The 21,980-nt window shown below is 71.3% G+C and carries 22 protein-coding genes; 15 read left to right on the forward strand and 7 right to left on the reverse strand.

Going from position 1 to position 21,980, the window contains the following annotated elements; all coding sequences use genetic code 11:
- Positions 1 to 76: 76 nt before the first annotated feature.
- The 10 genes from AB0H37_RS08975 to AB0H37_RS09020 are packed head-to-tail and all read left to right on the forward strand — an operon-like array spanning position 77 to position 9,269.
- Positions 77 to 1,711, forward strand: a complete 1,635-nt coding sequence (locus AB0H37_RS08975; protein WP_360612035.1) for a nitrilase-related carbon-nitrogen hydrolase — start codon at positions 77 to 79, stop codon at positions 1,709 to 1,711.
- Entirely contained in the window at positions 1,708 to 2,529 is an 822-nt protein-coding gene (locus tag AB0H37_RS08980; protein ID WP_329092375.1) for an oxidoreductase, read from the forward strand. The genes AB0H37_RS08975 and AB0H37_RS08980 overlap by 4 nt, the downstream gene beginning before the upstream one ends.
- Positions 2,526 to 3,467, forward strand: a complete 942-nt coding sequence (locus AB0H37_RS08985; protein ID WP_360612036.1) for an alpha/beta hydrolase — start codon at positions 2,526 to 2,528, stop codon at positions 3,465 to 3,467. The genes AB0H37_RS08980 and AB0H37_RS08985 overlap by 4 nt, the downstream gene beginning before the upstream one ends.
- An 8-nt stretch (positions 3,468 to 3,475) precedes the next feature.
- Positions 3,476 to 4,630, forward strand: coding sequence for an aromatic ring-hydroxylating dioxygenase subunit alpha (locus AB0H37_RS08990; RefSeq protein ID WP_329092378.1), 1,155 nt, complete (start codon positions 3,476 to 3,478; stop codon positions 4,628 to 4,630).
- Positions 4,627 to 5,373 carry a hypothetical protein gene (locus AB0H37_RS08995; protein ID WP_329092380.1) on the forward strand — a complete coding sequence of 249 codons (747 nt, stop codon included), beginning with the start codon at positions 4,627 to 4,629 and terminating at the stop codon, positions 5,371 to 5,373. The genes AB0H37_RS08990 and AB0H37_RS08995 overlap by 4 nt, the downstream gene beginning before the upstream one ends.
- Positions 5,366 to 6,316: a hypothetical protein gene (locus AB0H37_RS09000; protein WP_360612037.1), complete on the forward strand. Its 951-nt coding sequence runs from the start codon at positions 5,366 to 5,368 to the stop codon at positions 6,314 to 6,316. The genes AB0H37_RS08995 and AB0H37_RS09000 overlap by 8 nt, the downstream gene beginning before the upstream one ends.
- Positions 6,313 to 7,095, forward strand: coding sequence for an SDR family oxidoreductase (locus AB0H37_RS09005; protein WP_360612038.1), 783 nt, complete (start codon positions 6,313 to 6,315; stop codon positions 7,093 to 7,095). The genes AB0H37_RS09000 and AB0H37_RS09005 overlap by 4 nt, the downstream gene beginning before the upstream one ends.
- Positions 7,092 to 7,718 (forward strand): hypothetical protein, encoded by a 627-nt coding sequence (locus AB0H37_RS09010; protein ID WP_329092386.1) that lies wholly within the window; start codon positions 7,092 to 7,094, stop codon positions 7,716 to 7,718. The genes AB0H37_RS09005 and AB0H37_RS09010 overlap by 4 nt, the downstream gene beginning before the upstream one ends.
- The gene (locus tag AB0H37_RS09015) at positions 7,715 to 8,458 is read left to right on the forward strand and encodes an arylmalonate decarboxylase (RefSeq protein ID WP_360612039.1); all 744 of its coding nucleotides are present in this window, start codon (positions 7,715 to 7,717) and stop codon (positions 8,456 to 8,458) included. The genes AB0H37_RS09010 and AB0H37_RS09015 overlap by 4 nt, the downstream gene beginning before the upstream one ends.
- Before the next feature lie 4 nt (positions 8,459 to 8,462).
- Positions 8,463 to 9,269: an alpha/beta hydrolase gene (locus tag AB0H37_RS09020; RefSeq protein ID WP_360612040.1), complete on the forward strand. Its 807-nt coding sequence runs from the start codon at positions 8,463 to 8,465 to the stop codon at positions 9,267 to 9,269.
- 44 nt (positions 9,270 to 9,313) lie between these two features.
- Here AB0H37_RS09020 and AB0H37_RS09025 read toward each other — a convergent pair whose 3' ends face one another.
- Positions 9,314 to 9,703, reverse strand: coding sequence for a YkvA family protein (locus tag AB0H37_RS09025; protein WP_360612041.1), 390 nt, complete (start codon positions 9,701 to 9,703; stop codon positions 9,314 to 9,316).
- Between the two features lie 110 nt (positions 9,704 to 9,813).
- Entirely contained in the window at positions 9,814 to 11,247 is a 1,434-nt protein-coding gene (locus tag AB0H37_RS09030) for a WGR domain-containing protein (RefSeq protein WP_360612042.1), read from the reverse strand.
- A 489-nt stretch (positions 11,248 to 11,736) separates the two neighbouring features.
- Between AB0H37_RS09030 and AB0H37_RS09035 the strand changes: the two genes are divergently transcribed.
- The 5 genes from AB0H37_RS09035 (at position 11,737) to AB0H37_RS09055 (ending at position 14,863) form a co-directional block, all read left to right on the forward strand.
- A complete protein-coding gene (locus AB0H37_RS09035) occupies positions 11,737 to 11,922 on the forward strand; it encodes a hypothetical protein (RefSeq protein WP_360612043.1) in 186 nt (61 codons plus the stop codon).
- 138 nt (positions 11,923 to 12,060) lie between these two features.
- A complete protein-coding gene (locus tag AB0H37_RS09040; RefSeq protein ID WP_360612044.1) occupies positions 12,061 to 12,426 on the forward strand; it encodes a hypothetical protein in 366 nt (121 codons plus the stop codon).
- Between the two features lie 254 nt (positions 12,427 to 12,680).
- Positions 12,681 to 13,304, forward strand: a complete 624-nt coding sequence (locus tag AB0H37_RS09045; RefSeq protein ID WP_360612045.1) for a TetR/AcrR family transcriptional regulator — start codon at positions 12,681 to 12,683, stop codon at positions 13,302 to 13,304.
- Between the two features lie 111 nt (positions 13,305 to 13,415).
- Positions 13,416 to 14,624, forward strand: a complete 1,209-nt coding sequence (locus AB0H37_RS09050) for a cytochrome P450 (RefSeq protein ID WP_329092399.1) — start codon at positions 13,416 to 13,418, stop codon at positions 14,622 to 14,624.
- A 5-nt stretch (positions 14,625 to 14,629) separates the two neighbouring features.
- On the forward strand, positions 14,630 to 14,863 hold the full coding sequence (locus AB0H37_RS09055; protein WP_360612171.1) for a ferredoxin: 234 nt from the start codon (positions 14,630 to 14,632) through the stop codon (positions 14,861 to 14,863).
- A gap of 158 nt (positions 14,864 to 15,021) precedes the next feature.
- On the opposite strand, the gene AB0H37_RS09060 is transcribed toward AB0H37_RS09055, so the two are convergent.
- The 5 genes from AB0H37_RS09060 to AB0H37_RS09080 form a co-directional block, all read right to left on the reverse strand.
- On the reverse strand, positions 15,022 to 16,449 hold the full coding sequence (locus AB0H37_RS09060) for a serine/threonine-protein kinase (RefSeq protein WP_360612172.1): 1,428 nt from the start codon (positions 16,447 to 16,449) through the stop codon (positions 15,022 to 15,024).
- 264 nt (positions 16,450 to 16,713) lie between these two features.
- Positions 16,714 to 17,337: an isoprenylcysteine carboxylmethyltransferase family protein gene (locus tag AB0H37_RS09065; RefSeq protein WP_329092402.1), complete on the reverse strand. Its 624-nt coding sequence runs from the start codon at positions 17,335 to 17,337 to the stop codon at positions 16,714 to 16,716.
- Between the two features lie 109 nt (positions 17,338 to 17,446).
- Positions 17,447 to 17,845: a metalloregulator ArsR/SmtB family transcription factor gene (locus AB0H37_RS09070; RefSeq protein ID WP_360612046.1), complete on the reverse strand. Its 399-nt coding sequence runs from the start codon at positions 17,843 to 17,845 to the stop codon at positions 17,447 to 17,449.
- 148 nt (positions 17,846 to 17,993) lie between these two features.
- The gene (ligA, locus tag AB0H37_RS09075; protein WP_360612047.1) at positions 17,994 to 19,985 is read right to left on the reverse strand and encodes an NAD-dependent DNA ligase LigA; all 1,992 of its coding nucleotides are present in this window, start codon (positions 19,983 to 19,985) and stop codon (positions 17,994 to 17,996) included.
- Between the two features lie 77 nt (positions 19,986 to 20,062).
- Positions 20,063 to 21,745 (reverse strand): serine/threonine-protein kinase, encoded by a 1,683-nt coding sequence (locus tag AB0H37_RS09080; protein ID WP_360612048.1) that lies wholly within the window; start codon positions 21,743 to 21,745, stop codon positions 20,063 to 20,065.
- Between the last annotated feature and the right edge of the window lie 235 nt (positions 21,746 to 21,980).

The following is a 21,980-nucleotide window of genomic DNA, read 5'->3' on the forward strand; positions in this document are numbered from 1 at the left end:
CGGGATCTGGCGGAGGAGGGACCGCGATTGTAAGGTTTTTGGAAACAGCGTTTCGCTAGAGGAACCGGGAGGCCCGATGGGTCCGGTCCGGGTGGCCGCCGTCCAGTTCGCGGTGGGGCTCGACGTCGCCGACAACCTCGGCACCTGCCTGCGGATGGTGGACCGGGCGGCGGCCGAGGGAGCGAGCGTCATCGTCCTCCCGGAGTTCTGCAACCGCCTGTCCTGGCACGAGGACCGCGACGACGCCCGCCGGCACGCGTGCGCGCCGGACGGCCCGTTCCTCACCGCCATCGCCGCCCGGGCCGCCGCGCACCGCGCGCACGTCAAGGCCAACGTGACGCTGGCCCGCGGCGACGGCCGCGTGACCGTGAGCAGCCTGCTCTACGGCCCGGACGGCACGCTGCTCGGCCGCTCCGACAAGCTGACGCTGATGGGCGCCGAGGGCGACCACCTCGATCCCGGCACCGCCGCCGGCCCCGTCATCGCCACCCCGCACGGCCGGCTCGGCATGTACGCCTGCATGGAGGGCGTCACCAGCGACGTCCCCCGCGACCTGGCGGTACGCGGCGCGCAGGTGCTGCTGAACAGCCTGAACTCGTTCGCCACCGACGAGGCGAGCCTGCACGTCCCGGTCCGCGCGGCCGAGAACGGGGTGTGGGTGGTGGCGGCCAACAAGGTCGGCCCGCTCCTGCCCACCGCACTGCTGCCCGCGATCGCCGAACGGCTCGGCGTCCCGCCGGAACTGCTGGACGGCGCGGGCGAGAGCCAGATCGTCGCCCCCGACGGGACGGTCGCCGCCAAGGGGCCGCGCACCGGCGAGGCCGTCGTGGTCGCCGACATCGACCCGTCCCGCGCCGACCGCAAGACGCGCCCGGACGGCACCGACCCGTTCGCGGCGCGCAGGCCGCGGCTGTACGCCCCGATCACCGAGACCCCCCGCCCTCGCGCGGCCCCGCCGGGCGAGGAGAAGGTGGACGTGGCCGTCGTCCGCTCCCCGGACCAGGTGCGGCGGGCGGCGCGCGCGGGCGCCGAACTGATCGTCCTGCCGGAACTGGCGTTCGGCCTCGACGCCGATGCCGGCGCCGTCGTCGAGGAGCTGGCCACCGCGCTCCACCGCACCACCGCGCACGCGGTGACCAGCGTGCGGGCAGGCGCCGCGCACGCCGCCTACCTGGTGAACGCGGACGGCCTGGTGGGAAGCCGGCCGCAACTGCACGCCAGTGCCCGGCACAGCGGCTGGGCCACCGAGTACGGCGAGCGGCTCGAGGTCTTCGTCCTCCCCTGGGGACGGCTCGCGCTCGTCACCGGCGACGACGCCCTCTACCCCGAGGTGTTCCGGCTGGCGGCCATCGCCGACGCCGACGCCGTCGCGGTCCCGTTCACGCCGGCGCAGGACTGGGAGACCGCCCTCGGCCTGCCCGAGCGCGCCGCCGAGAACCGGTTGAACGTCGTCGCCTCCGGACCGGACGGCGGCCTGATCCTCGCGCTCCCCGCCGACTTCACCCTGTGGACGCCCTGGCAGGGCCCCTTCGAGGGCCGTATCAGCCATCCTCGCGTCACCCGCGCCACCGAACCGGTCACCGTCGCGGCGATCCACCCCGCCCAGGCCGTCAACCGGCTCGTCTCCAAGAACACCGACCTGGTCGGCGGGCGTCCCGCGCACGCGGTCGCCGCGCTGGCCGACGACGCACCGAGCGGAGCGCCCCGTTGAAGCAGACCCCGCAGCCGAAGGAGACCCTGCGGCACGTCGAGCAGATGGTGGACGAGTCCCCCGCCATCGACGTGACCGAGACCTTCCACCGCTACACCTCGATCCTCGCCGGGCTCAAGGCGAGGATCGACGCGCGGTTCGAGGTGGCCCGCGATCCGTCCACCGAGGCCCTGGAGTCCTACGGGAACCCGCCCGAGAGCCCCGGCGGGCGCCTGGCCGCCTACAGCGGGCCCGAGATCGACTGGATGGTCCACTCGTGGCTCGGCGACCCGGCGGCCGGGTTCGCCAACCTGCACCTGACCGTGTGGCTCGGCCCGCACGTCCGGGTGCCGCACCTGGGCATGGCGCTGCTGGTGTGGCCGGAGGGCTGGTTCTATGTCGACTCGGTACCGCGCACCAACCTCCTGGCCGACGGCGGCTACTACGACGCGTACTACGAGCCGCTCAACGACGGCTGGCTGGCGGTGCGGGAGGAGAACCCCGAGCTGGAGTTCTTCACCAGCCGGGCGGGGTTCATCCGGGCGAGCCTGTCCCCCACCGCGCACTGCTACTCCTTCCCTCGGTCGGAGAAGAACGTCGACCTGGTCGAGCGGCTGCTGACCGAGCACGTGGACCGCTGGCTCGGCTGGGTCGACGCGGCCGAGCCCGTCCCCGGCGCGGACCGAGCCGCGCTCGCCGCCGCCGACCTGGCCACCCGCCGCAACATCGCCGAGCGCGACCCCGCGAACGTGATGGGCGTCCGCTACTTCGGGCAGGAGACCACCGACCGCCTCGTCCGCGCCCTGTGGGGCGGCGACCGAGAGCTGCCCCGCCCATGAGCACGGCCAGGGAGGTCCGTTCGCTGTGGTGGTCGGCTGACACCGGCGGCGCCGCGCCGTTCGGCACCGCGCACCTGAAGGTGTACTACCCGGCCCGCGCCGACGGCACCGACACCGAGCGGCTGTCCGGGGAGTTCCCGCCCGACCCGCGGGACGCCCCCTATCCGGTGGTCGTGTTCTGTTCCGGCGTGAACGTCGAGCAGGCGGTCTACCGGCCGCTGGCGTCCGCCATCGCCGCCGCCGGCTTCGTCGTCGTGACGTTCGACCGGGTCGCGGAGCTGTTCGGCGGCCGGTACGGCCTCACCCCCGGCGTCGACCTGGACGCGGCCCGGCCGGAGGCGTACGGCACCCGGCCGACCTGCCCGGCCCTTCCCGCCGTGCTGGACGCGCTCGGCGGGATCGACCTGCTCAAGGGGGCCCTGGACCTGGACCGCATCGCGCTCGGCGGGCACTCGGCGGGCGGCACCGTGGTCCTCCAGTCGGCGCGCTTCGTCCCGGGCGTACGGGCCTGCTTCGCCTACGGGACGCACACCATGGTCGCCACCATGCTGGGCTGGCCCGCCGGCACCGTCCTGACCGCGCAGGTCGACTGCCCGGTGCTGCTGGGCGTCGGCACGCGGGACGGCGTCATCATGGGCAGTTCCGACCGGTACGGCCAGGACGCCCGCTCCGACCCGGTCACGCGCACCTTCACCGAGGCCCTGCGCGATCCGCGCGACCTGCTCGCCGTCGTGCGCGGCGCCAACCACTTCGCCGTCGCGGACCCGGTCGACCCGACCGCCGCCCGCGCGTTCCTCGACCTGGAGCCCGACACCGATCCCGCCGAGGCCCGCCGCGCCTTCGCGGACCTGACCGTCGGCTTCCTGCGCGTCCATGTGCGCGGGGACGACGTCACCCCGTCCGCCGACCCCGCGCTCATCGACCTGCGGCGCCGTTAGGAGCCTTCATGCTCAAGAACTTCTGGTACGCCGTGGAGTTCGCGCACGCGGTCACCCGGGCCCCGAGGCGGGTGACCTGCCTGGGCCAGGACTTCGTCCTCTACCGCAAGCGCGACGGCGCGGTGGTGTGCCTGTCCGACCTGTGCGCGCACCGGGGCGCCGCGCTGTCGGCGGGCAGGCTCGTCGGCGACGACACGATCGCCTGCCCGTACCACGGCTGGCAGTACGGGCCGGACGGCGCGTGCAGCAAGATCCCGGCGAACCCGCCGGGACGCGGCATCCCGAAGAAGGCCCGCGTCGACTCCTACCCCGTCCGGGAGGAGTCCGGGATGATCTGGGCGTTCCTCGGCGACCTGGCGGAGGAGGAGCGCCCGCCCATCCCGCACTTCCCCGAGCACGACGACCCGTCCTTCGCCACCGTGTACGTCGAACTGGTCGTCGAGGCCAACTACGAGCGGACGTTCGAGAACGTCGTCGACGCCTCGCACACCCCGTTCGTGCACGGCACCCGGTTCGGCAACCCGGACAAGCCGGAGATCCCCGACTACGAGATCGTCCAGGACGACTGGTCGGCCGTCGCCGACATCAGCCTCAGCCCGCCGCCCGCGAAGGGCCTGTGGAAACGGCTGTACAAGGAGAGGCCGGAAGAGGTGCTGGTCACCAACGGCTGGTACCTGCCCAACATCGTGAAGCTGCACGTCCGGCTGCCGTTCGGCGACATGATCCTCTACGACCACAACGTGCCCCTCGACCGGAACCGCACCCTCGTCAAGATCGTCGGGTACCGGAACTTCTTCACCGGCCGGTGGGCGGACCGGGACGCCCGCAAGCGGATCCGCAGCATCCTGCTGCAGGACAAGCCCGTGGTGGAGAGTCAGCGGCCCGAGTTGCTGCCCTACGACCTGGCCGACGAGCTGCACCTGCGCAGCGACTCCCTGCAGGTCGCCTACCGGCGGCGGCGCCGGCAGCTGATGGCCGCCGGCTGGTGGCTCGGCGACGAGGCGCGGCCGGCGGTCAACGGCGGGCGCGGCAGCGCCGCCGTGATCCCCTCCCCCGCCCGCCGGGAGAACCCCGAGCTGGCCCGCGCCTGGCAGCACCGCGCCCGCGGCGGCGACCCGGCGCCCGCCGGCGGGAACACCGCCACCGAAGGAGAGAGCGAGTGAGCGTGTCGCCGCCCAAGGCGCTGAGCGACCGGACGCTGGCGGCACTGGCCGGCGTCGAGAACCTGAAAACGGTCCGTGAAAGGGTCCTGACCAGCCCGATGTCCCCGGCGCCCGTCGGCACGCTGACGGTGCTGCGCGGCGAGAGGATCGCCAAGGTCGTCCGCATCGGGCTGACCGTCGACCAGATCGACATGGACAGCCACATGATCTTCGCGTTCACGGGCGCGGACTCGGCCGTCCCGCACTTCACGCTCGACTCGGTGCGGGCCGGCGGCCATCTCGCCTACCACATCGACCTCGTGCCGCGCGCCGACCTGGGCGCGCACCTGGAGTACGTCAACGCGGTGTTCCAGCCGCTGACCCCGGTGTACGAGGAGGTCCGGGAGCGGTTCGGGCCGTCCACGGCCGCGATCGGCCCCCGCCAGCACGCCATGATGTCGCCCTGGATGCTCGTCGATCGCGCCGACGAGCAGCACTTCGCGGCCATGGGCGCCTACCTCGACCGCTACTTCGAGCACTGGCGCGACCTGCTGGTGAAGGGCGTCCCGGACGACGTGCGCGCCACGCTCGCCGACACCGACCTCGCCGCCCGCGACGCCCGCAACCGCGCCGCCCTGTTCAGCCCGGAGGTCGACCCGGTGTGGGGGAACGTCGCCCGGCTGCTCGGCGACGAACAGGCCGAGGAGCTGCGCGCCGAACTGCTGACCGACGACCTGCCGGAAGAGGAGTCCGCGGATGCCTGAGCCGAGCGCGTGGCAGAGCCGGATCGAGGGCGAATGGCACGGCCGTCCGTCCCTGTTCGACGCCACCGGCACCTGGCGCGGGTACGAGGACATCCGCCGGTCGTCGGTCTTCGAGGACGGCGTCACCACGTACTACATGGACGGCGGGCTGGAAGGCGGTGGCCCCCTCGCCGGGCGGTTCCGCCTCGGCGCTCCGTTCGCGTTCGGCGTCACCGACTCCGACAGCGACCGCGTCTACACCGGCCCCGACTTCCACGGCACCGGCCAGCCCTACGGCGGGTTCGTCGACGCCCACTACTACGGGCCGGGCTGGCAGGCCGACCTCAACACCTGGAACCACGTCCTGCCGGACGGCCGGACGCAGGTGTACTCGTCCATGCTGTACCAGGGCTGGGCGGTCGTGGGCTGCTTCAACGGCGTCTACAGGCGCAGCACCGACTACGACGCCAACGCCGAGACCAGGGACGCCATCGACCGGTTCCTCACGGACGAGACCCGCAACGGGCCCGTCCCCCACATCCTCCCGACCAAGCAGCACGGCGCGTACAGCGGGACCTGCGAGCTGTGGGGCGCCGACCAGAAACCGGCCGGCGAGGTCACGGTCTCGATCGAGCTGCAGCCCATCGACCTGCTGCGCACCCGCCGGCACGTCACCTGGAGCGGTGCCCTCGACCGGCACTACACCGTGGAGGCCCGGCGGGACGGGTTCCGCTCCTTCTACGAGGGCCCGGACGCCTGGGGCAACGCGCAGGCCTTCGGCCGGGCCAACTACCCCGTTCTGCACTTCACCGACGTGTGGAAGGCCAAGGGACGAGAGTTCATGATCGACACCGAGCCGGGGATGAATGCGGGCCGGACCCTCACCGTGGTGTACGAGCTGTTCAAGGGCAACGTCCTGAACAGCGTCCTCCACGGGGTGCTGACCTGGGAGGACGGCACATGACGGGGCCGGTGGTGGTCGTCACCGGCGGCACGCGCGGGATCGGGCTCGGCCTCGCCCGGGAGTTCCTGGCGCGGGGCGCCCGCGTCGCCGTCTGCGGCCGGTCGCGGGAGTCGGTCGACAAGGCGCTGGCCGAACTCGGCGACGGCGTGGTCGGGGTGGTCTGCGACATGGCCGACCGGGACCGGGTGCAGGCGCTCTGGGACGCGGCGGCCGAGGCGTTCGGGCACGTCGACCACTGGATCAACAATGCCGGTGTCTCCACGTCGCGCCGGCCTCTCAGCGAACTCCCCGCCGAGCAACTGGAGACCGTGGTGGCGGCCAACCTGCTCGGCCTGATGCACGGCAGCGCCGTCGCGGTGCGGGGCATGACCGCCCAGGGCGGGGGCACCCTCTGGAACATGGCCGGGCTCGGCGGCGACGGCCGCACCGTCCCCGGCCTGATCGCCTACGGAGCGACCAAGCGCGGCGCCGACTACCTCACCACCGGCTTGGCCAAGGAGGTCGAGGGCGGCCCGGTCACGGTGGCGCACCTGTCACCCGGCATGGTCGTCACCGACCTGCTGACCCGGGACTACTCCCCCGACGAGCTGGCGAAGGCCAGGAAGGTCTTCAACATCCTCGCCGACCGGGTGGAGACGGTGACGCCCTGGCTCGCCGACCGGGTGCTGGCCGGGACCAGGAACGGCGGAACGGTCGCCTGGCTCACCACCCCGAAGATCATGGGCCGGTTCCTGCTGGCCCCGCTCCGCAGGCGCGACCTCTTCGGCGACGCCGCATGAGCGCCTACCCGCCCGCCCTCGCCGCCGAGGACTTCGTGCCGGTGGCGCTGACCGCGCTGGGCGTGGCGCTGCTGCGGCGCCGGCATCCGCTGGTGCCCGCCGCGGCCGCGCTGATCGTGGCGGGCGGATCCGCCAAGGCCGCGTGGAAGCTGATCGTCGCCCTGGACGGCCCGGACCTGCCCTGGCTGCAGGGTGCGCTGTTCCCGCTGCTGGCGACCGGCTTCACCGTGCTGGCGTTCGCGCTGTCGCGGGAGACCGCCCGTCCGCCGCATCCGGCCGCGTTCGCCGTCCCGCCGGCGGCCGCTCTCGCGGCCGCGGCGGCCCTACGCGACACCTGGCCCGCGATGGTCTGGACGATCATCGCGGTGACCGTCGCGGCCGTCCTGCTGCTGAGGTCCGCCGCGCGCGCGGGCGACCCGCTCGCCGCGACGCTCTTCGGGCTCTGGCTGGCCGGACAGTACCTGCTCGGCCCGATGGCGGCGCGGGCCGAGCAGTCCATCGCCCTGCAATGGGTGGAGCAGTCCTGCAACACGATCGCCCAGGCGGCCTTCGCGTTCGCGGCATGGCGGCTCGCCGCGACGGCCCGGACCAGGGCCGGGCAAGAGGAAGGGGTTGCCGCGTGACGGACGCACTCGGCTGGCGGCGCAAGTTCGGCGTGATCGCACCGTCCACCAACACCATCGTCGAACCCGACTTCCACCGGATGGGCGTCCCCGGGGTGACGTCCCATTTCTCCAGGATCCACATCCGCGACCAGAACATGGCCGGGGACGCGGGCATGGAACGGCTCCTGGAGCAGATCCGCGACGAGATCGGCGCGGCCTGCGAGCGGGTCCTGACCTGCGAACCCGACTACATGGTGATGGGCATGTCCGCCGAGACGTTCTGGGGCGGCGCCGAGGGCAACAAGAGGTTCGTCAAGCAGATCAACGACATCACGGGCCTGGAGGTCGCGACCGGCGCCGAGGCGTGCGAGCGCGCACTGAAGCTGTACGGGGCGCGGCGCATCGGCGTCGTCACCCCGTACCAGCCGGTCGGCGACGCCAACGTCCGGCGGTTCTTCACCGAGATCGGCTTCGAGGTCGACCGGATCATCGGGCTGAAGTGCCCGACAGCCGTGTCGATCGCGCACGTCACCGGGGTCGAGCTGCGCACCGCGCTGCGCGCGCTGGCCGAGGGCGAGGTCGACGCCCTGGTCCAGTGCGGCACCAACCTGTCGATGGTCGCGACGGCCGACGAGGCCGAGCGGTGGCTGGGCCTGCCCGTCATCGCCATCAACGCCGCCACCTGGTGGATGGCGCTCCGCGACAACGGCATCGACGACAGGGTCCTCGGTGCCGGCTCCCTGCTGCGCGACCACTGAGCCGGTGACGACCGAGGGCGGCTACGTCGCCACCGAATGGGGCCAGGTCCACTACCGGGTCAGCGGCGAGTCCGGACCATGGATCGGCCTGTTCCACGAGTCCCCGCTGTCCTGCCGCGTCTACGAGGCGGTCCTGCCCCTGCTGGGCCGGCACGCCCGCGCCGTCGCGTTCGACACCCCCGGCTACGGCGCGTCCGACCCGCCGCCCGGACCCGGCTTCGAGATCCCGGACTACGGCCGCGTGCTGGCGGAGGCGGCGGCCGGGATCGGAATGGAGAAGCCGGTGCTCGGCGGCGTGCACAGCGGGGCGTCCCTCGCGATCGCGGCCGCCGCCCACCTCCCCCCGGCGGGCCTGATGCTGAGCGGCGTCCCGCTGTTCGACGCCGAGGAGCGGGCCCGCTTCGTCGCCGGCTGGACGCCCGAGGCGCCCCTGGACGACCGCGGCTCCCAGTTCGCCTGGGCCGTCGAACGCTACCGGCGCACCTGGGGACCCGACCTCCCTCGCGAGCTGCTCCACCTGGCCGTGGTCGAGCTGATGCGCGTCGCGGACCGCTACGAGTGGGGCTACCAGGCCGCGTTCCGGTACGACCCGTCCGAGGCGCTCGCGACGGCGGACGTACCGGTCCTCCTGCTCAACGCCGAATCGGACCGGCTCGCGGCCAAGGACGCCGCCGCCCTGACGTTGGCGCGCGACGCCCGCCTCGTCGTCCTGCCGGGGCTGCCCGGGCAGCCGCATCTCCGGGCACCCGGCCGCTTCGCCGCAGCCCTGCTGACCTTCGCCCAAGAGGTCGGCAGGAACGGTGCGAGGTGACGGACGCGGCTCGCGGCTCTTGAGCGAGCCGCCGGCCTGCGGCCTCAGGGGGCGCGGCGCTCCGTGCGAGACCGTCGCGTGTACTCCTGGCCGAGCGCGAACAGCAGCCAGGTGAGGGCGGTGGCGTCGTCGACGATCCCGAACGGCAGGAAGACGTCCGGGATCAGGTCGACCGGTGAGACGATGTAGATCACCGCGATCACCATCGCGACGATCTTTCCGGTGGACGTCCGGTAGTAGGCCTGCGCGGCCGCGCCGGCCGGCCCGGCGCGGCGGCGACCGCGTAGCCGCAAGATGCCCGCGACCAGCAGGGCCGCGCCGACGGCCATGACCGCGGCGCCCGCCACGGTGATGTCGACACCGCCCAGATCACCGTCCACGGTGAGTGCCGGGACGGCACCCGCGACGACGAGGACCAGTCCGAGCCAGACCATGCGCACCTCCGGGGGGACGTGTCCCCCCGGGTATTGCCGTCCCAGACGGTTTCACTCGGCTTCGCGGACGCGAATGCCCTTCCGCGACGTCGGCGCTCGAACCCAAGACGTCAGAGGAGGCGTCTGATCTCGCCGTAGGCCCGGTAGAAGCCACCCCGCCCGGAGGTGCGGACGCCTTCGACGGCGTAGCGGGCGCCGGGTTGGCGGATCTCCTTGGGGAACTGCACGTTCCATCCCCGCTCGTAACCCTCGCTGATGACGCGCACGCGGTGACGGGAGCCGTCCTGGTAGCACTCCAGAATGACGGCGTCACCGGGCTGGGAGGTGGTCTCGAGCACCGTCACCGGCTCGGCCGTCGGCAGCGACGCGGCGACCTTCACATCAACGGGCTTGGGGACCGATCCTTGGTGGGCCGCATGGATGGCCGCCTCTGAGGCGTCGATGCAGACCAGCGAACCGTCGGTGGTGACGATGTAGACCCGCTCGTCCAGGAACTGCATCGAATAGGCCGAGCCGTGACCCGTGCCGAGTTTCCACAGGCGGGTACCGTCCTCGTCGAAGCAGTAGATGGAGGAGTGGTTGTCGCCGGCGAACACATAGCGCCCGTCGGGCGAGGCCGCGCAGGAGAAGACGGCGGCGTCGCAGCGGTACACCGCTTCGACCTCCCCGTTGCCCTTGGCCAGCCGGTAGACGTCGTTATTACTGGTCGCGGCGTACACCGCACGGTTTTCCTGCCATCCGAACAACACGCCGCCGCCGACCGGCGTCTGCCAGACCGGCTTGCCGTCGGCGGCCGAATAACAGGCCACACCGCGTGAATGGCCGTGAAAGACGGTGTTGCTTCCGGCGTCGCAGCGCACCATCCAGGCGGAGTCGCCTTCGACGTCGCGTGACCATTGGTATTCGTCTTCGTGGTCGACTGCGGTGACGCGGCCGTTGCGGTCGGATACTCCGAGGATGGCGTCGTCGATGTCCAGCCAGTAGATGTCGACATCGGCGGAGATCTCGTAGGCCACGTGCGGAACCTTGCCGCTCATGTCGTACACATGGCCGTCGTCACAGCCGGCGTAGATCCAGAAGTCGTCGGCGACGATGCACTTCACCCCGTCGGGCAGGCGGTAATGGCCGGTCACGGTCCCGTCGGTGGTAACGGTGTACACGTCGCCGTTCTGGTTGCCGACCCAGCATCGGTCCTGGTCGACGAAGATGCCGAACGCGGCGGCGCCGGTGGCCAACCGCCACAGCACCGGTGCCTGGCGGGCGGTCGACCTGGTGCTGACCATGGAGCGCCTGCTGACAGGGCGGGCCCGCCGTACGCCCCGCACCGCCGGGGCGTAGCCCTTCCTGGTCTTCTCCGCGATCTTCTTGGCGGCCGCCGTCTCGGCCTTGGCCTCGGTCGCGAAATCGGACACCTTCGTCTGGCCGGAGGCGCCGATCCTTCCGTAGGTAATGGTGACTCGGGTGCCGGAGCGGACCACCTCGTAGAACTTGTGAGCGGTGGCGTTGTCTTCGGACAACTCAAGATACGTGCGGTGCTCCGCCATTCCAGCCTCTCGATCACCTGATGTCGCGAACCCGTTGGCCCGGATGTCGCCGACAGTACAGATCACGTCCGACAGATCCGCGAGAAGCGGCCGAATCTCGAACAGATGCCGCGTATGGGGTCGACGTACAGAGCGGGGTCCCAGAGCCCACCGTGTGGTCGTCGCTGGAACTGGTGAGCGTCCTCGTTCCCGGGCCGAACGTCAGCGCATTGACCGGGCCGGTGTGGCCGGGGTGGCGGGGAAGCGCTCGGTCCCCACCTCGCCCCACCTGGCCGATCACGGCCGCGGTGCGGGTGTCCAGATGGGTGCCCCGGCGGGACGTGCTCACTTACATCATCTCTGTCGGCCGGCATCTGTCGACGTGTCATCTTTTGCGGTGATTACCTCATTGCGAATCGGCTGTTTCCCTTCCGGCAAGGGCGAGATTGGCTGGGACTGATGATCGACGTCCGCAAGACCTCTTCCAGAGAGCGACCAAGGAGCATGGTCATGGACCAACCCGCCCGCTCTGTCCCGGCTTCGGCCGGGGCGCAGGCCGACCTGCTGAATTTGGGAGGGTTGCTGGAAGCAGCGGCCCTGCTCACCTGCCCGACCAACGCCGACCGCGATCCTCGCGGTCCCGCCCCGGTCCCGGTCTCGTCCCGGCAACTACCCGCCGCCGGGCCGAACCGCTGAGCACTCGCTCTCGCGGCCGGACGGCACCGGAGTGCCGCCCGGTGAACTCCTTGCTCCGGCAGATGAGAGTGGTCTGCAATGCCGAACTCACCGCCGGCAAATCAACGGCACGGCCCCAACGCATCCAGCAGCCCCACGGTGGCTCGCATCATCACCCCTGCCGGTGGCCCCATCGCTGATCTCGACATCGCCCCAGAGACGGCCCCGGAGATGCTGGCCGACGCCCTGGTCCGCCACATGTTCGCGATCAGCATGGATCTGCACGGGATCCTGGGCCGTGTCAGCGCCCCAGCCGGTGGTACCGGCCGATCGCAGCCCGCCATCGTCACCCCGGCCGCCCACCTGGCTGCTCAGAGAAGCGTTCACCTGCATCCCGACAGTGAGCAACTGCGCCGGATCCTGCATGAGGCGATCGCAGAGCTGGATCATATGGTCCACCAGACCCGGCTCCTGGTGTTCGCGCACCTGGACAGCACCACCCCGGCAGAACCGGGCGCCGTTTGAGCGCCTCGTGGGTTCGAGTCCCAGGCGTCCCACCAATCTGACCAGGGCCTGAGCCCGTGCCCGCACTGGTCACTCCTTGAGAACACTTCTCCTCACCCCTTCAGCCGGTCCGTGTCTTGTCGCGAACGCCGGGCACCTGCGTGATGTAAAGCAGAGCGCGCTGCATCCGCTCTTTTCCGTCTTGGGGACTGCCGTGACGCTTCGGCTGGCTTACGGTGTTGAGCACTCTCGGTCCGGCACGGAGGGCGGGCGGCATGCGGGACGACGCGACGGCGCGGAGCGGGCTGAGGAAGGTGCCGCTGAGCAGGCCCGAGCGGCGCGCGGAACTGTTCGACGCCGTCCTCGCCCTGCTCTCGGAGGTCGGGTACGAGCGGCTGACCATGGACTTGGTGGCGCGGCGCGCGCGGGTGGGCAAGGCGACGCTGTACCAGCGCTGGCCCGCCAAGGCCCATCTGGTGATAGCCGCGATGGAGCGCTACCGGCCCGCGGTGTCCGGGCGGGACGCGGGCTCGTTCACCGAGGACATACGCCAGTTGCTGATGGCCTATGTCGCCAGCTGGTCGAGCCTGGACCGCGGGCTGGTCATCGCGCTGCTGGAGGGCAGCCGCCGGGACCCCGAGCTGGCCAGGCTGCGCCGCGAACGGCTCGCCGATCCCGTGCGGCACTCCATCGAGGCGGCGCTCGACCGGGCCCGCGCACGCGGCGAGATCCCCGGCCGGGTGGACGCCGGGCTGCTGGCGGACCTGCCGTTCGCGGTCATCCTCGGGCATGTGCTGATGCAGGACGAACCTCCCGGCCACGACCTGGTCGATCGGTTTGTGGACGGCATCCTGTCTCCCCTACTGGACGTCCCCAACCTGCCGGAACCTCGCGTATAGAACGGATCCGTTCTATTTTCGGAGCGGATGCCGTTCCTTCCGGCGAGCCCGCCATCAGCCGTCCCGCCGGGAGCGGCACAGCGCGAGTCTCCGAGGAAGGGATCTCGTCCCATGCGCGCTCCGCAGCCCCCCGCCTCCGCCCCCGCCCCGCTGCCCACGCGGCGCGACGATCCGCTCGACCCGCCACCGGCGCTCGGCCTCCTCCGCAGGGAGTCGCCGGTCTCCCCGCTGTCGTTCCCCGACGGCGCGACCGGCCTGCTGCTGACCCGGCACCAGGACGTGCGCGAGGTCCTGGCCGACGAGCGCTTCAGCGCCGACCGGACGCTGGCCTCCTCACCGATCAGGCGGCCCGCCTTCCGGCCCGAGGACCGGGCCGGTTCGCTACTGTTCATGGACCCGCCGGAGCACACCCGCTACCGGCGGCTGCTCACGCCGTTCTTCACCACCCGCCGCATGCGGGCCCTCGCGCCGCGCGTCGAGCGCATCGTCGCCGACCACCTCGACGCCCTGCGCGCCGCCGGCCCGCCCGCCGACCTGGTTCCGGCGTTCACCCTCCCGATCCCGTCCCTGGTGATCTGCGAGCTGCTCGGCGTGCCCTACACCGACCGCGACCGCTTCCACACCTGGTCCGCCGCCCTCCTCAGCATCACCGCGGACGCACAGCGGGTGGCGGAGGCCAGGGACGCGCTGCTGGGCTACATGGGGGAACTGGTGGCCGCCAAACGGCGCAGCCCCGACGACGCGCTGCTGGGCTCACTGATCACTTCCGGGGCCGGGCTGAGCGACGCCGAGCTCAGCGGCATCGGCCGGCTGCTGCTGGTCGCCGGGCACGAGACCACCGCCAACATGCTCGCGCTGGGCACCCTCACCCTGCTCACCCGTCCCGGCCTGCTGGGCGCCCTTCGCGGCGGCCCCCGGGCCGCCGGCCCCGCGGTCGAGGAACTGCTGCGCTACCTGAGCATCCTGCAGTTCGGCGTCGTCCGGGTCGCCAGGGAGGACGTCGAGATCCACGGCCACCCGGTCCGCGCCGGGCAGACCGTGGTCCTGTCGCTGCCGGCCGCCAACCGCGACCCCGAGCACTTCGAGAATCCCGACGAGCTGGACCTCGCGCGGCCGCCGTCCCAGCATGTGGCGTTCGGCCACGGCATCCACCAGTGCCTTGGACAGCAGCTGGCCCGCGTGGAGATGAGCATCGCCCTGACCGCCCTGTTCGACGGGCTGCCCGGCCTGCGCCTCGCCGTGCCGCCTGACGAGGTGCCCATGCGGCACGACATGTTCGTCTACGGCGTCCACCGGCTCCAGGTGAGCTGGGGGCGGTGACCGCCATGCGGATCGTCGCCGATCACGACCACTGCCTCGGCGCGGGGCAGTGCGCCCTGTACGCGCCGGAGGTCTTCGACCAGTCCGACGAGGACGGCACCATCGTGCTGCTCACCGAGTCCCCACCCGGGAACCTTCACGAGACCGTCCGCCAGGCTGCCCGGATGTGCCCCAACCAGGTCATCAGCTTGCAGGAGCACGAGACCGCCGATGAGGCATCGTCCGCGGATTCCGTGTGACCAGCGCACCCGAACGGCGATGAGGTGCCCGGCGTCCTGGCGAGTCGCAGGCGCGCCGGGCACCTCCGTGCGGGGCACTGCCGACCGTGTGCTCTTGGTGCCATGGGCGCGTCGGACGAGTCGGGTGACCGACGAGAACAGGACACGCTCATGGGCGCTCAGAGGGTCTCGCTGAGTGCCCTTTCGATGATTTCGGCGATCTCAAGGGCCCTTGGCCGCCGTTCGCCGTTGGTGCGCCGTGAGGGGGATTCGCTGAGGTAGACGCCGACCTCAGCGTTCCGCAGGGTGAAGATGACCATTTCGGTCTGCCAGTCGCTCTGTCCGTCACCGGGGAGCGTTCTCCGGACGGCCGCGTCCCCGAGGCCCGGGACCTTGCTCCAGGTCAGCAGGTCGACCACCGTCGATCTCCGGGGGAGGTCGGCGCGGATCGCGAGCGTGGCGTCGACGGTCTTGGAGCTCGCGTCCTCGGAGACGACATTGCTCCACGTACACGTCTCGGCATCGGCGTGGTCCTTGTAGGGGCCCCAATCCAGAGTCTCGCTCTCGCCGGGGTTGGACAGGGTCTCCTTGAGGGTGGGGCCGTCGCTGACGACGGCGCAGGCATCCGGGACGGACTCGAACTCCTCCTTCGAGCCCGAGTCGGACGATCTCAGGAAGGGGAAGCTCAGCCCGACTCCGACAAGGGCGACGAGGATGAGGAGGCCCGCGATGACCGTCACGCCCTTTCCCGGTTTCCCGGGTACGGCGTTCCCTGCCAGCGGCCTTGTTGGATTTCGCCCGTCCTCGACGGCCTTCAACCCTTGCGCGGCCTGCCGCGAGCCCCAGCGCTTGCCCGGGTCTCTGTCCAGGAGTCCCCTGAGGACCGGCTCCAGCGCGCCGCACCGGACGTAGGCGGGATCGTCTCCCATGAGGAGCGAGCCGATGAGGACCTCCAACTCATCGGCCTGGAAAGGCGGATGACCCTCCACCGCCGTGTACAGTGTCGCCCCCAGCGACCACAGATCCGACGCCGGGCCCGGCGTGCCGTTCCGGAATCGTTCGGGGGCCATGAAAACGGGCGTTCCGACGAAGCCGCCCGTCCTGGTGTAGGCGGTGGCGTTGGAGACCGCCGCGATTCCGAAGTCGGCGAGGAGGACACGACCGTCATCGGCGATCAGGACATTGGCGGGCTTGACGTCGCGGTGCAGGATCCCCGCCCCGTGTGCGCAGTCCAGCGCGTCCAGCAGGGCGAGCCCGACCCGGGCCGCCCGGACGACGGAGAGCGGCCCGTCTTCGCGAACGATCTGCTCCAGGGAGCGGCCCTGGACGTACTGCATGACGATCCACGGGCCCTCCGCGTCGTCGACGACGTCGTACACGTTGATGATCGACGGATGCTCCAGCCGCGCGGCGGCGCGGGCCTCGCGCAGGAACCGGCCCTTGAGACCGTCCCGGTCCTCCTCGGCCAGGTCATCGGGAACCTGGAGGCGCTTCATCGCCACGCGGCGTTCCAACGCCTGGTCGTACGCCCTCCACACGATCCCCATTCCGCCCCGGCCGATCTCCTCGCCGAGCCGGTACCGGCCGCTGATCACGTCCCCTCTCATCACGGGCCGACTCTATCCCGTACAAACGCAGATGTTCGTTTGAGAATCCGGAACACGAGGTGGTCCTCCGCAGGCCCAACTCGCATGCCTGCTCGACGAGAAGCGGCGGGGAATGGAGACGCCGTCCTCGCCGACGATACGGCCGTGCACCGCCGCGCGGGGCGCACACCGCGGCATCGACAAGGAGATGGCAACCTTTTCCAAGGCCGGCCGGACCATGTTCAAGATGATGAACCACGTCCCCGCCCTCCGAGACGATACGGGTCACTGTCGGGTGCCTGGGGATGGGACAAGACGTCCGATGCCGGGCAGGAATCGTCCGACCTTGGAGGCGTAGGCGGCGTACGCGTCACCGTGGGCCTGGAGCAGGTAGGGCTCTTCGACGGCGCGGACCTGCATCTGGATGGCCACCACGGTCAGGACGAGGCCGAACAGCGCGATCACGTTGGGGACCATGGCGGCCAGCCCGGCGGCGGTGGCGATCATCGTGGTGAAGATGGGGTTGCGGGCGAGCGCGAAAGCGCCACCGGTGACCAGTTCGGTGCGTTCGTCCTCTTCGACGCCGATCCGCCAGGAGGCGCCCATCGAGCTCTGCGCGACCAGCGTGCCCGCCACGCCGGCGAGGGCCAGCGCGATCCCGGCCGCCCGCACGCCGGTGTTCTCCAGAGCACCGAAGGCGGGGAGGCCGGCCAGCGCGGAGATCGGGCCGGCGGCGCCGATGAGCAGCGCGCCGGTGAACAGCAGCCGAGCCCACCACTGCACGGTTCCCTTGCCCAGGTCGCCGCCACGGAAGCCGGTGTCACCCGTGCGGCGCCACTGCAGAAGGGTGCGCAGGCCGAACGCCAGCGCGGCCCAGACCAGATAGATGACCAGCGCGGGGATCGCCACGATGTCCTCCGAACTCGGTGAAGGGGATCAGGCGCAGCCGGGCCTCATGGTCGCGGCGCCGGTGTCGGTGGCCGCTGCGCGCCGACCCGGGGGCCCGGCGACGCGGCGGTCATGCCCGCCGTTCGGCGTCGGGAGGGCAAGCGCCCGCCTGCTGGTCGCCGGCGGTGCCGTAGACGGGGCACAGCGCAACGGCGCGATCGGTGGCGGAAAGCAGATGCTCGGCCGAGCGCAGGAGGTCCAGCAACTCTGGCACCGCGATGAAGTAGAAGGACTGGCGGCCTTCGGCGCGGTAGTCCACCAGTTTGCAGCCGCGCAGGCAGGCGAGGTGCTTGGACACCGTGGACTGCGCCAGCGCCAGTTCGCGGGTCAGGTCCACCACCCGGGCCTCGCCCAGCGCCAGCCGCTGGACGATCGACAGCCGCACCGGGTCGGCCAGCGAGTGGAACAGCGCGGCGGCGGGCGCCAGTCCGTCCAGCGACGTCATTCCAAATTCGGAATCAATCGACATGTTGGAATGATAACCGGGCACCACGATCAGTCAAGATGGCCACCCTGACTTGCATGAGGCCGACACGCGCACCGCCGCGAAGCTCCTGAGCGCTGTGCCGGACCGCGGCGGTGGGGCGTCGGGCCCCGACCGAGCGAGCCCGACGGGATCAGACGACTCCGGCTTCGGCCAGCCAGCGCCACAGTTCGTCCTGGGGGACGACGGTGACTCCGAGCTTTTCGGCTTTGCCGGTCTTCGCGGCTCCGACGTTGTCTCCGGTGAGCAGGTAGTCGGTGTTGCTCGAAACGGACGACGCGGTCGTCGCGGCCGCCTGCTCGACCAGGCGCGTGACGTCCGGTCGGCTGATCTTCGCGCCCGAGCGCGGGTCGGTGAACGCGCCGGTGATGACGACCGACCTGCCCTTGAGCGGCGAGTCGCCCGCGGCCGCCGCGTCGAGCGGCCGGTCCTCGGCCAGCACGTCGAGGTCCACGCCGCGCTCGCGCAGCGCGGCGATCTCCTCCTGGACCTCCGCGCGGGCGAAGAAGGCCACGATGCTCTCGGCGGCCTTCGGCCCGATGTCGCGGATCGCCACCAGGTCCTCGGCCGTGGCCGCCGCCACGTCCTCGATGCGCTGGTAGCCGGCCAGGCACAGGCGCTTGGCCGTGCCCTCGGACGCCATCGGGATCGCCAGCCCGATCAGCGCGCGGCGCAGGCCCACCTCCTTGGACGAGGCGATCGAGTCGACCATGTTCTGGGCGCTGACCTCACCCATCCGCTCGTAGCCGAGGAGCTGCTCGGTCGTCAGGTCGTAGAAGTCGCTGCGGCGTTTGAGCACGCCGTCCTCGGCGAGTTTCTCGATCCAGACGTCGCCGACGCCCTCCATGTCGGCCGCCTGGCGCGAGGCCCAGTGCATGAGGCGGCGCGTCGCCTGCGCGGGGCACTGCAGGTTCACGCACCAGCGCTCCTCGCCGGTGCCGCGGACCTCCAGTTCGGAATCGCACGACGGGCAGTGCGCCGGCGGGACGATCTCGACCTCGCTCCCGTCGCGCCTCTCCGGCAGCGAGCGGCCCGCGAACGGGATCACATCGCCGCGCCGCACGACCGCCACCGTGTCGCCGATCCGTAGATCGCGCTCGCGGATCAGGCGAGGGTTGTGCAGGGTGACGTTCTCCACCGTCACACCGCCGACGAACACCGGCGCGACCTTCGCACGGGGCGGGACGCGGCCGATCTTGCCGACCGGCCACTGGACCGCCAGCAGCGTCGTCAGCTTCTCCTCCGGCGGGTATTTGAACGCGATCGCCCCGCGCGGCTCGGCGCTGTTGAAACCCGCCGCGTCGAAGGCCGCCGGCTCGTGCAGCCGCACGACCGCGCCGTCGATGTCGTAGTCCAGGCCGTCGCGGCGTCCGCCGATCTCATGGATCGCGTCGATGACCTCTTCGGCACCGGTGCCCACGTACTGGGCTACCGATTCGAAGCCCGCCGGGACATCGATCGCGACGCCGCCGCGATCGGCGCCGAACGCGAAGAACCTCAGCACGCGCCTGGCCTTCACGGCCGCTTCGGGATCCTTCAGCACCAGCGTCCCGGCGGCGCCCGACCGGGGGTTGGTCAGGATCCGCTCCGGGTGCGCCTCGTTGTAGGCCGCCCACACCGACCGCAGCATCACCGCCTCACCGCGGACCTCGACGCGCCCGGGCGCCTCGATCTCGGCCGGCAGGCCCGGAATCACGTGGCGCACCTTCTCGGTCACCAGCTCGCCGACCGCACCGGTGCCGCGCGTGGCGACGTAGTCGAGCCTTCCGTCGGTGTAGACGACGCTGAGCGAGAGCCCGTCGAGCTTCTCCGACACGCGGAAGACCTGGCCGCCGAACCGTTCGCAGAACGTGCGGATCTGCTCCTCGCTCGTCGCCTTGGCCAGCGAGAGCATCGGGCGCGCGTGGCGCACGGTCGGGCCGGTCAGCTCCGCCGGCGCGTTGACCTTGCCGAGCGGGCTGTCGGCCGGCTCCAGCTCCGGATGCTCGGCGACCAGTGCCGCCAGCTCGTCCTTCAACGCGTCGTAGTCGGCGTCCGGCAGCGGGCTGTCGCCGGCGCCGTAGTACAGATCGTTCAGCCTCTTGACCTGAGCGGTCAGCTCGGCGATGCGCTCTCCAACGTCCACCCCTCGATTAAACGCGACGGCACCGACATCCACCCCCGGTCAAGCCCCCGGGCACGCTCGAGCCGCGGTCCCCTCGCCTAAACGACCTTGGCGCAGAGGACGCCCCGTCGGAAGTCCCATGCCAGTGAGCCTCTGGGGCACCTGCTCTTGTAGTAGCCGGTGAACTGGAGGACGTAGGAGTATTCCTGCGGGAGGTCGTTCTCGTCACATCTCCACGAGGTCATCAGACCGTACCCGCTGATGGCCGCCAGGCCCGGTTTCCTGCCCCTCTTGCCCAGGAAACATTCGCCGTGCCTGAACTGCCGTTCCACGCAGAGATAGATTCTGCCTCCATCGTGGGCGGGGGACTCCCAATACGATTCTCCATCGAGCGGCTTGGAGGCGCACGCGCTGCTCGTCTCCCCCACCTCGGCCACCTTCAGGTAGGCGTCGCTCTCCCCGCAGGAGACCGCGTGGGGCATGTCCTCGCGCCACCCGCCAGGGTTCCAGGGGTCCCCGGACGCGTCCAAGCAGTCATTGACCGAGATGTCGTCGAACGCCTTCCAGGTCCTGTCGGGGCTCGGGCTCGGCCGGGTACCGCCTCGGTCGCCCGTGCGGCCGGTCGAGCGGCTCGTCGTCGAGGTCGACGCGTCGCCGTCGTTCGATCCTTTGGAGTCACTGCCGCCGACGACGGCGATGAGCAGGGCGACGAGCACGACGCCGACGACCCCGGCCATGACCGCGGCGGCCGGTTTGGCCGGTGGGCGCGCTTGCGGACGCTCCCCCGTCACCGGTCGCGGCGCCGGCGACGACCCCCCGGGCCGGTCCGCGGGTGGCCGCTTCCCTTCGTCCAGCGCAGGGTGCGCCCCGTGGTCGCCCGTGCCGGCCTTCCCCGTGAAGACCTCGGTCTCGGCCACCCGTATGGCGATCATGGTGGTGAACGTCTCCGGCAGGGCCATGCCCTCGTCGGCGACGAGCGCGGAACAGCGGTCCAGGAACTCTCCCGTCTCCGGGCGGTCGCCCGGGTCCTTCTCCAGACCGGCCGCGATCAGAGGCCTCAACGACGCCGGGACGCCCGACAGATCGGGGTCCACGTGGCGGACCCGGTAGCCGAGGGCGTCGACCGGTCCCTCTCCGAAGGGATGGCGGCCTGTCGCGGCGAAGATCAGCACGGCGGCCAGGCAGAACACGTCGCTGGCCGGTTCGAGGTCGCCTCCCAGATACTGTTCGGGCGACATGTACCCGGGCGTGCCCATCAGGGTCAGGCTCTGGGTGGGCGCGTCCATCGCGCGCGCTATCCCGAAGTCGATGATCCGCGGCCCGTCCTGGGCCAGCAGCACGTTTCCCGGCTTGAGGTCCCGGTGGAGCACGTTCTGGCTGTGGACCGCCCGCAGCCCTTCGGCGAGCCCCGCACCCAGCGCCGCCACCGAGATCTCGGGCAGGGCGCCGTTCGCCTCGACAGCGTCCTGCAACGACGGCCCGGCGATGTACTCCGTGGCCAGCCACGGCGGGTCCGCGTCGGCATCGGCGTCTATCACCTGCGCCGTGTAGAAGCCCGTGATGCGGCTCGCCGCCGCGATCTCCTTCGTGAACCGGCGCCGGAACACGGCGTTGTCGGCGAAGTGAGGGTGGACGACCTTGACCGCGACCAGCCTCCGGCCCTGGGACCGGCCCAGGTAGACCTGCCCCATCCCGCCCGCTCCCAGCCGTGCCAGCAGCCGGTACGGCCCGACCCGTTGCGGGTCGGCGGCCCTGAGCGCCTTGAGTCCCGTGCCGGACATCTCACCTGCCTGTTTGTCAAACACCATCGTCTGTTTGAGAACGAGCTGAGCGAGGGTGATCGTCCGATTGGAGAGCCCGCCGCGCGATCATTCGGTTGCGTGCCTGAGCTGTGGTCATTCTGCGCGGCCCCCTTCGTTGATCACACCGACATCGCGAGGTCTTTGCCGGACGGATCGCAGGTCGCCGCGTCCGCTCGGTCGGGTTCCGCATGGACGCGATCGACACCGGCCGCCC

Source organism: Actinomadura sp. NPDC023710 (genome assembly GCF_040639875.1).
GTDB lineage: Bacteria > Actinomycetota > Actinomycetes > Streptosporangiales > Streptosporangiaceae > Spirillospora > Spirillospora citrea.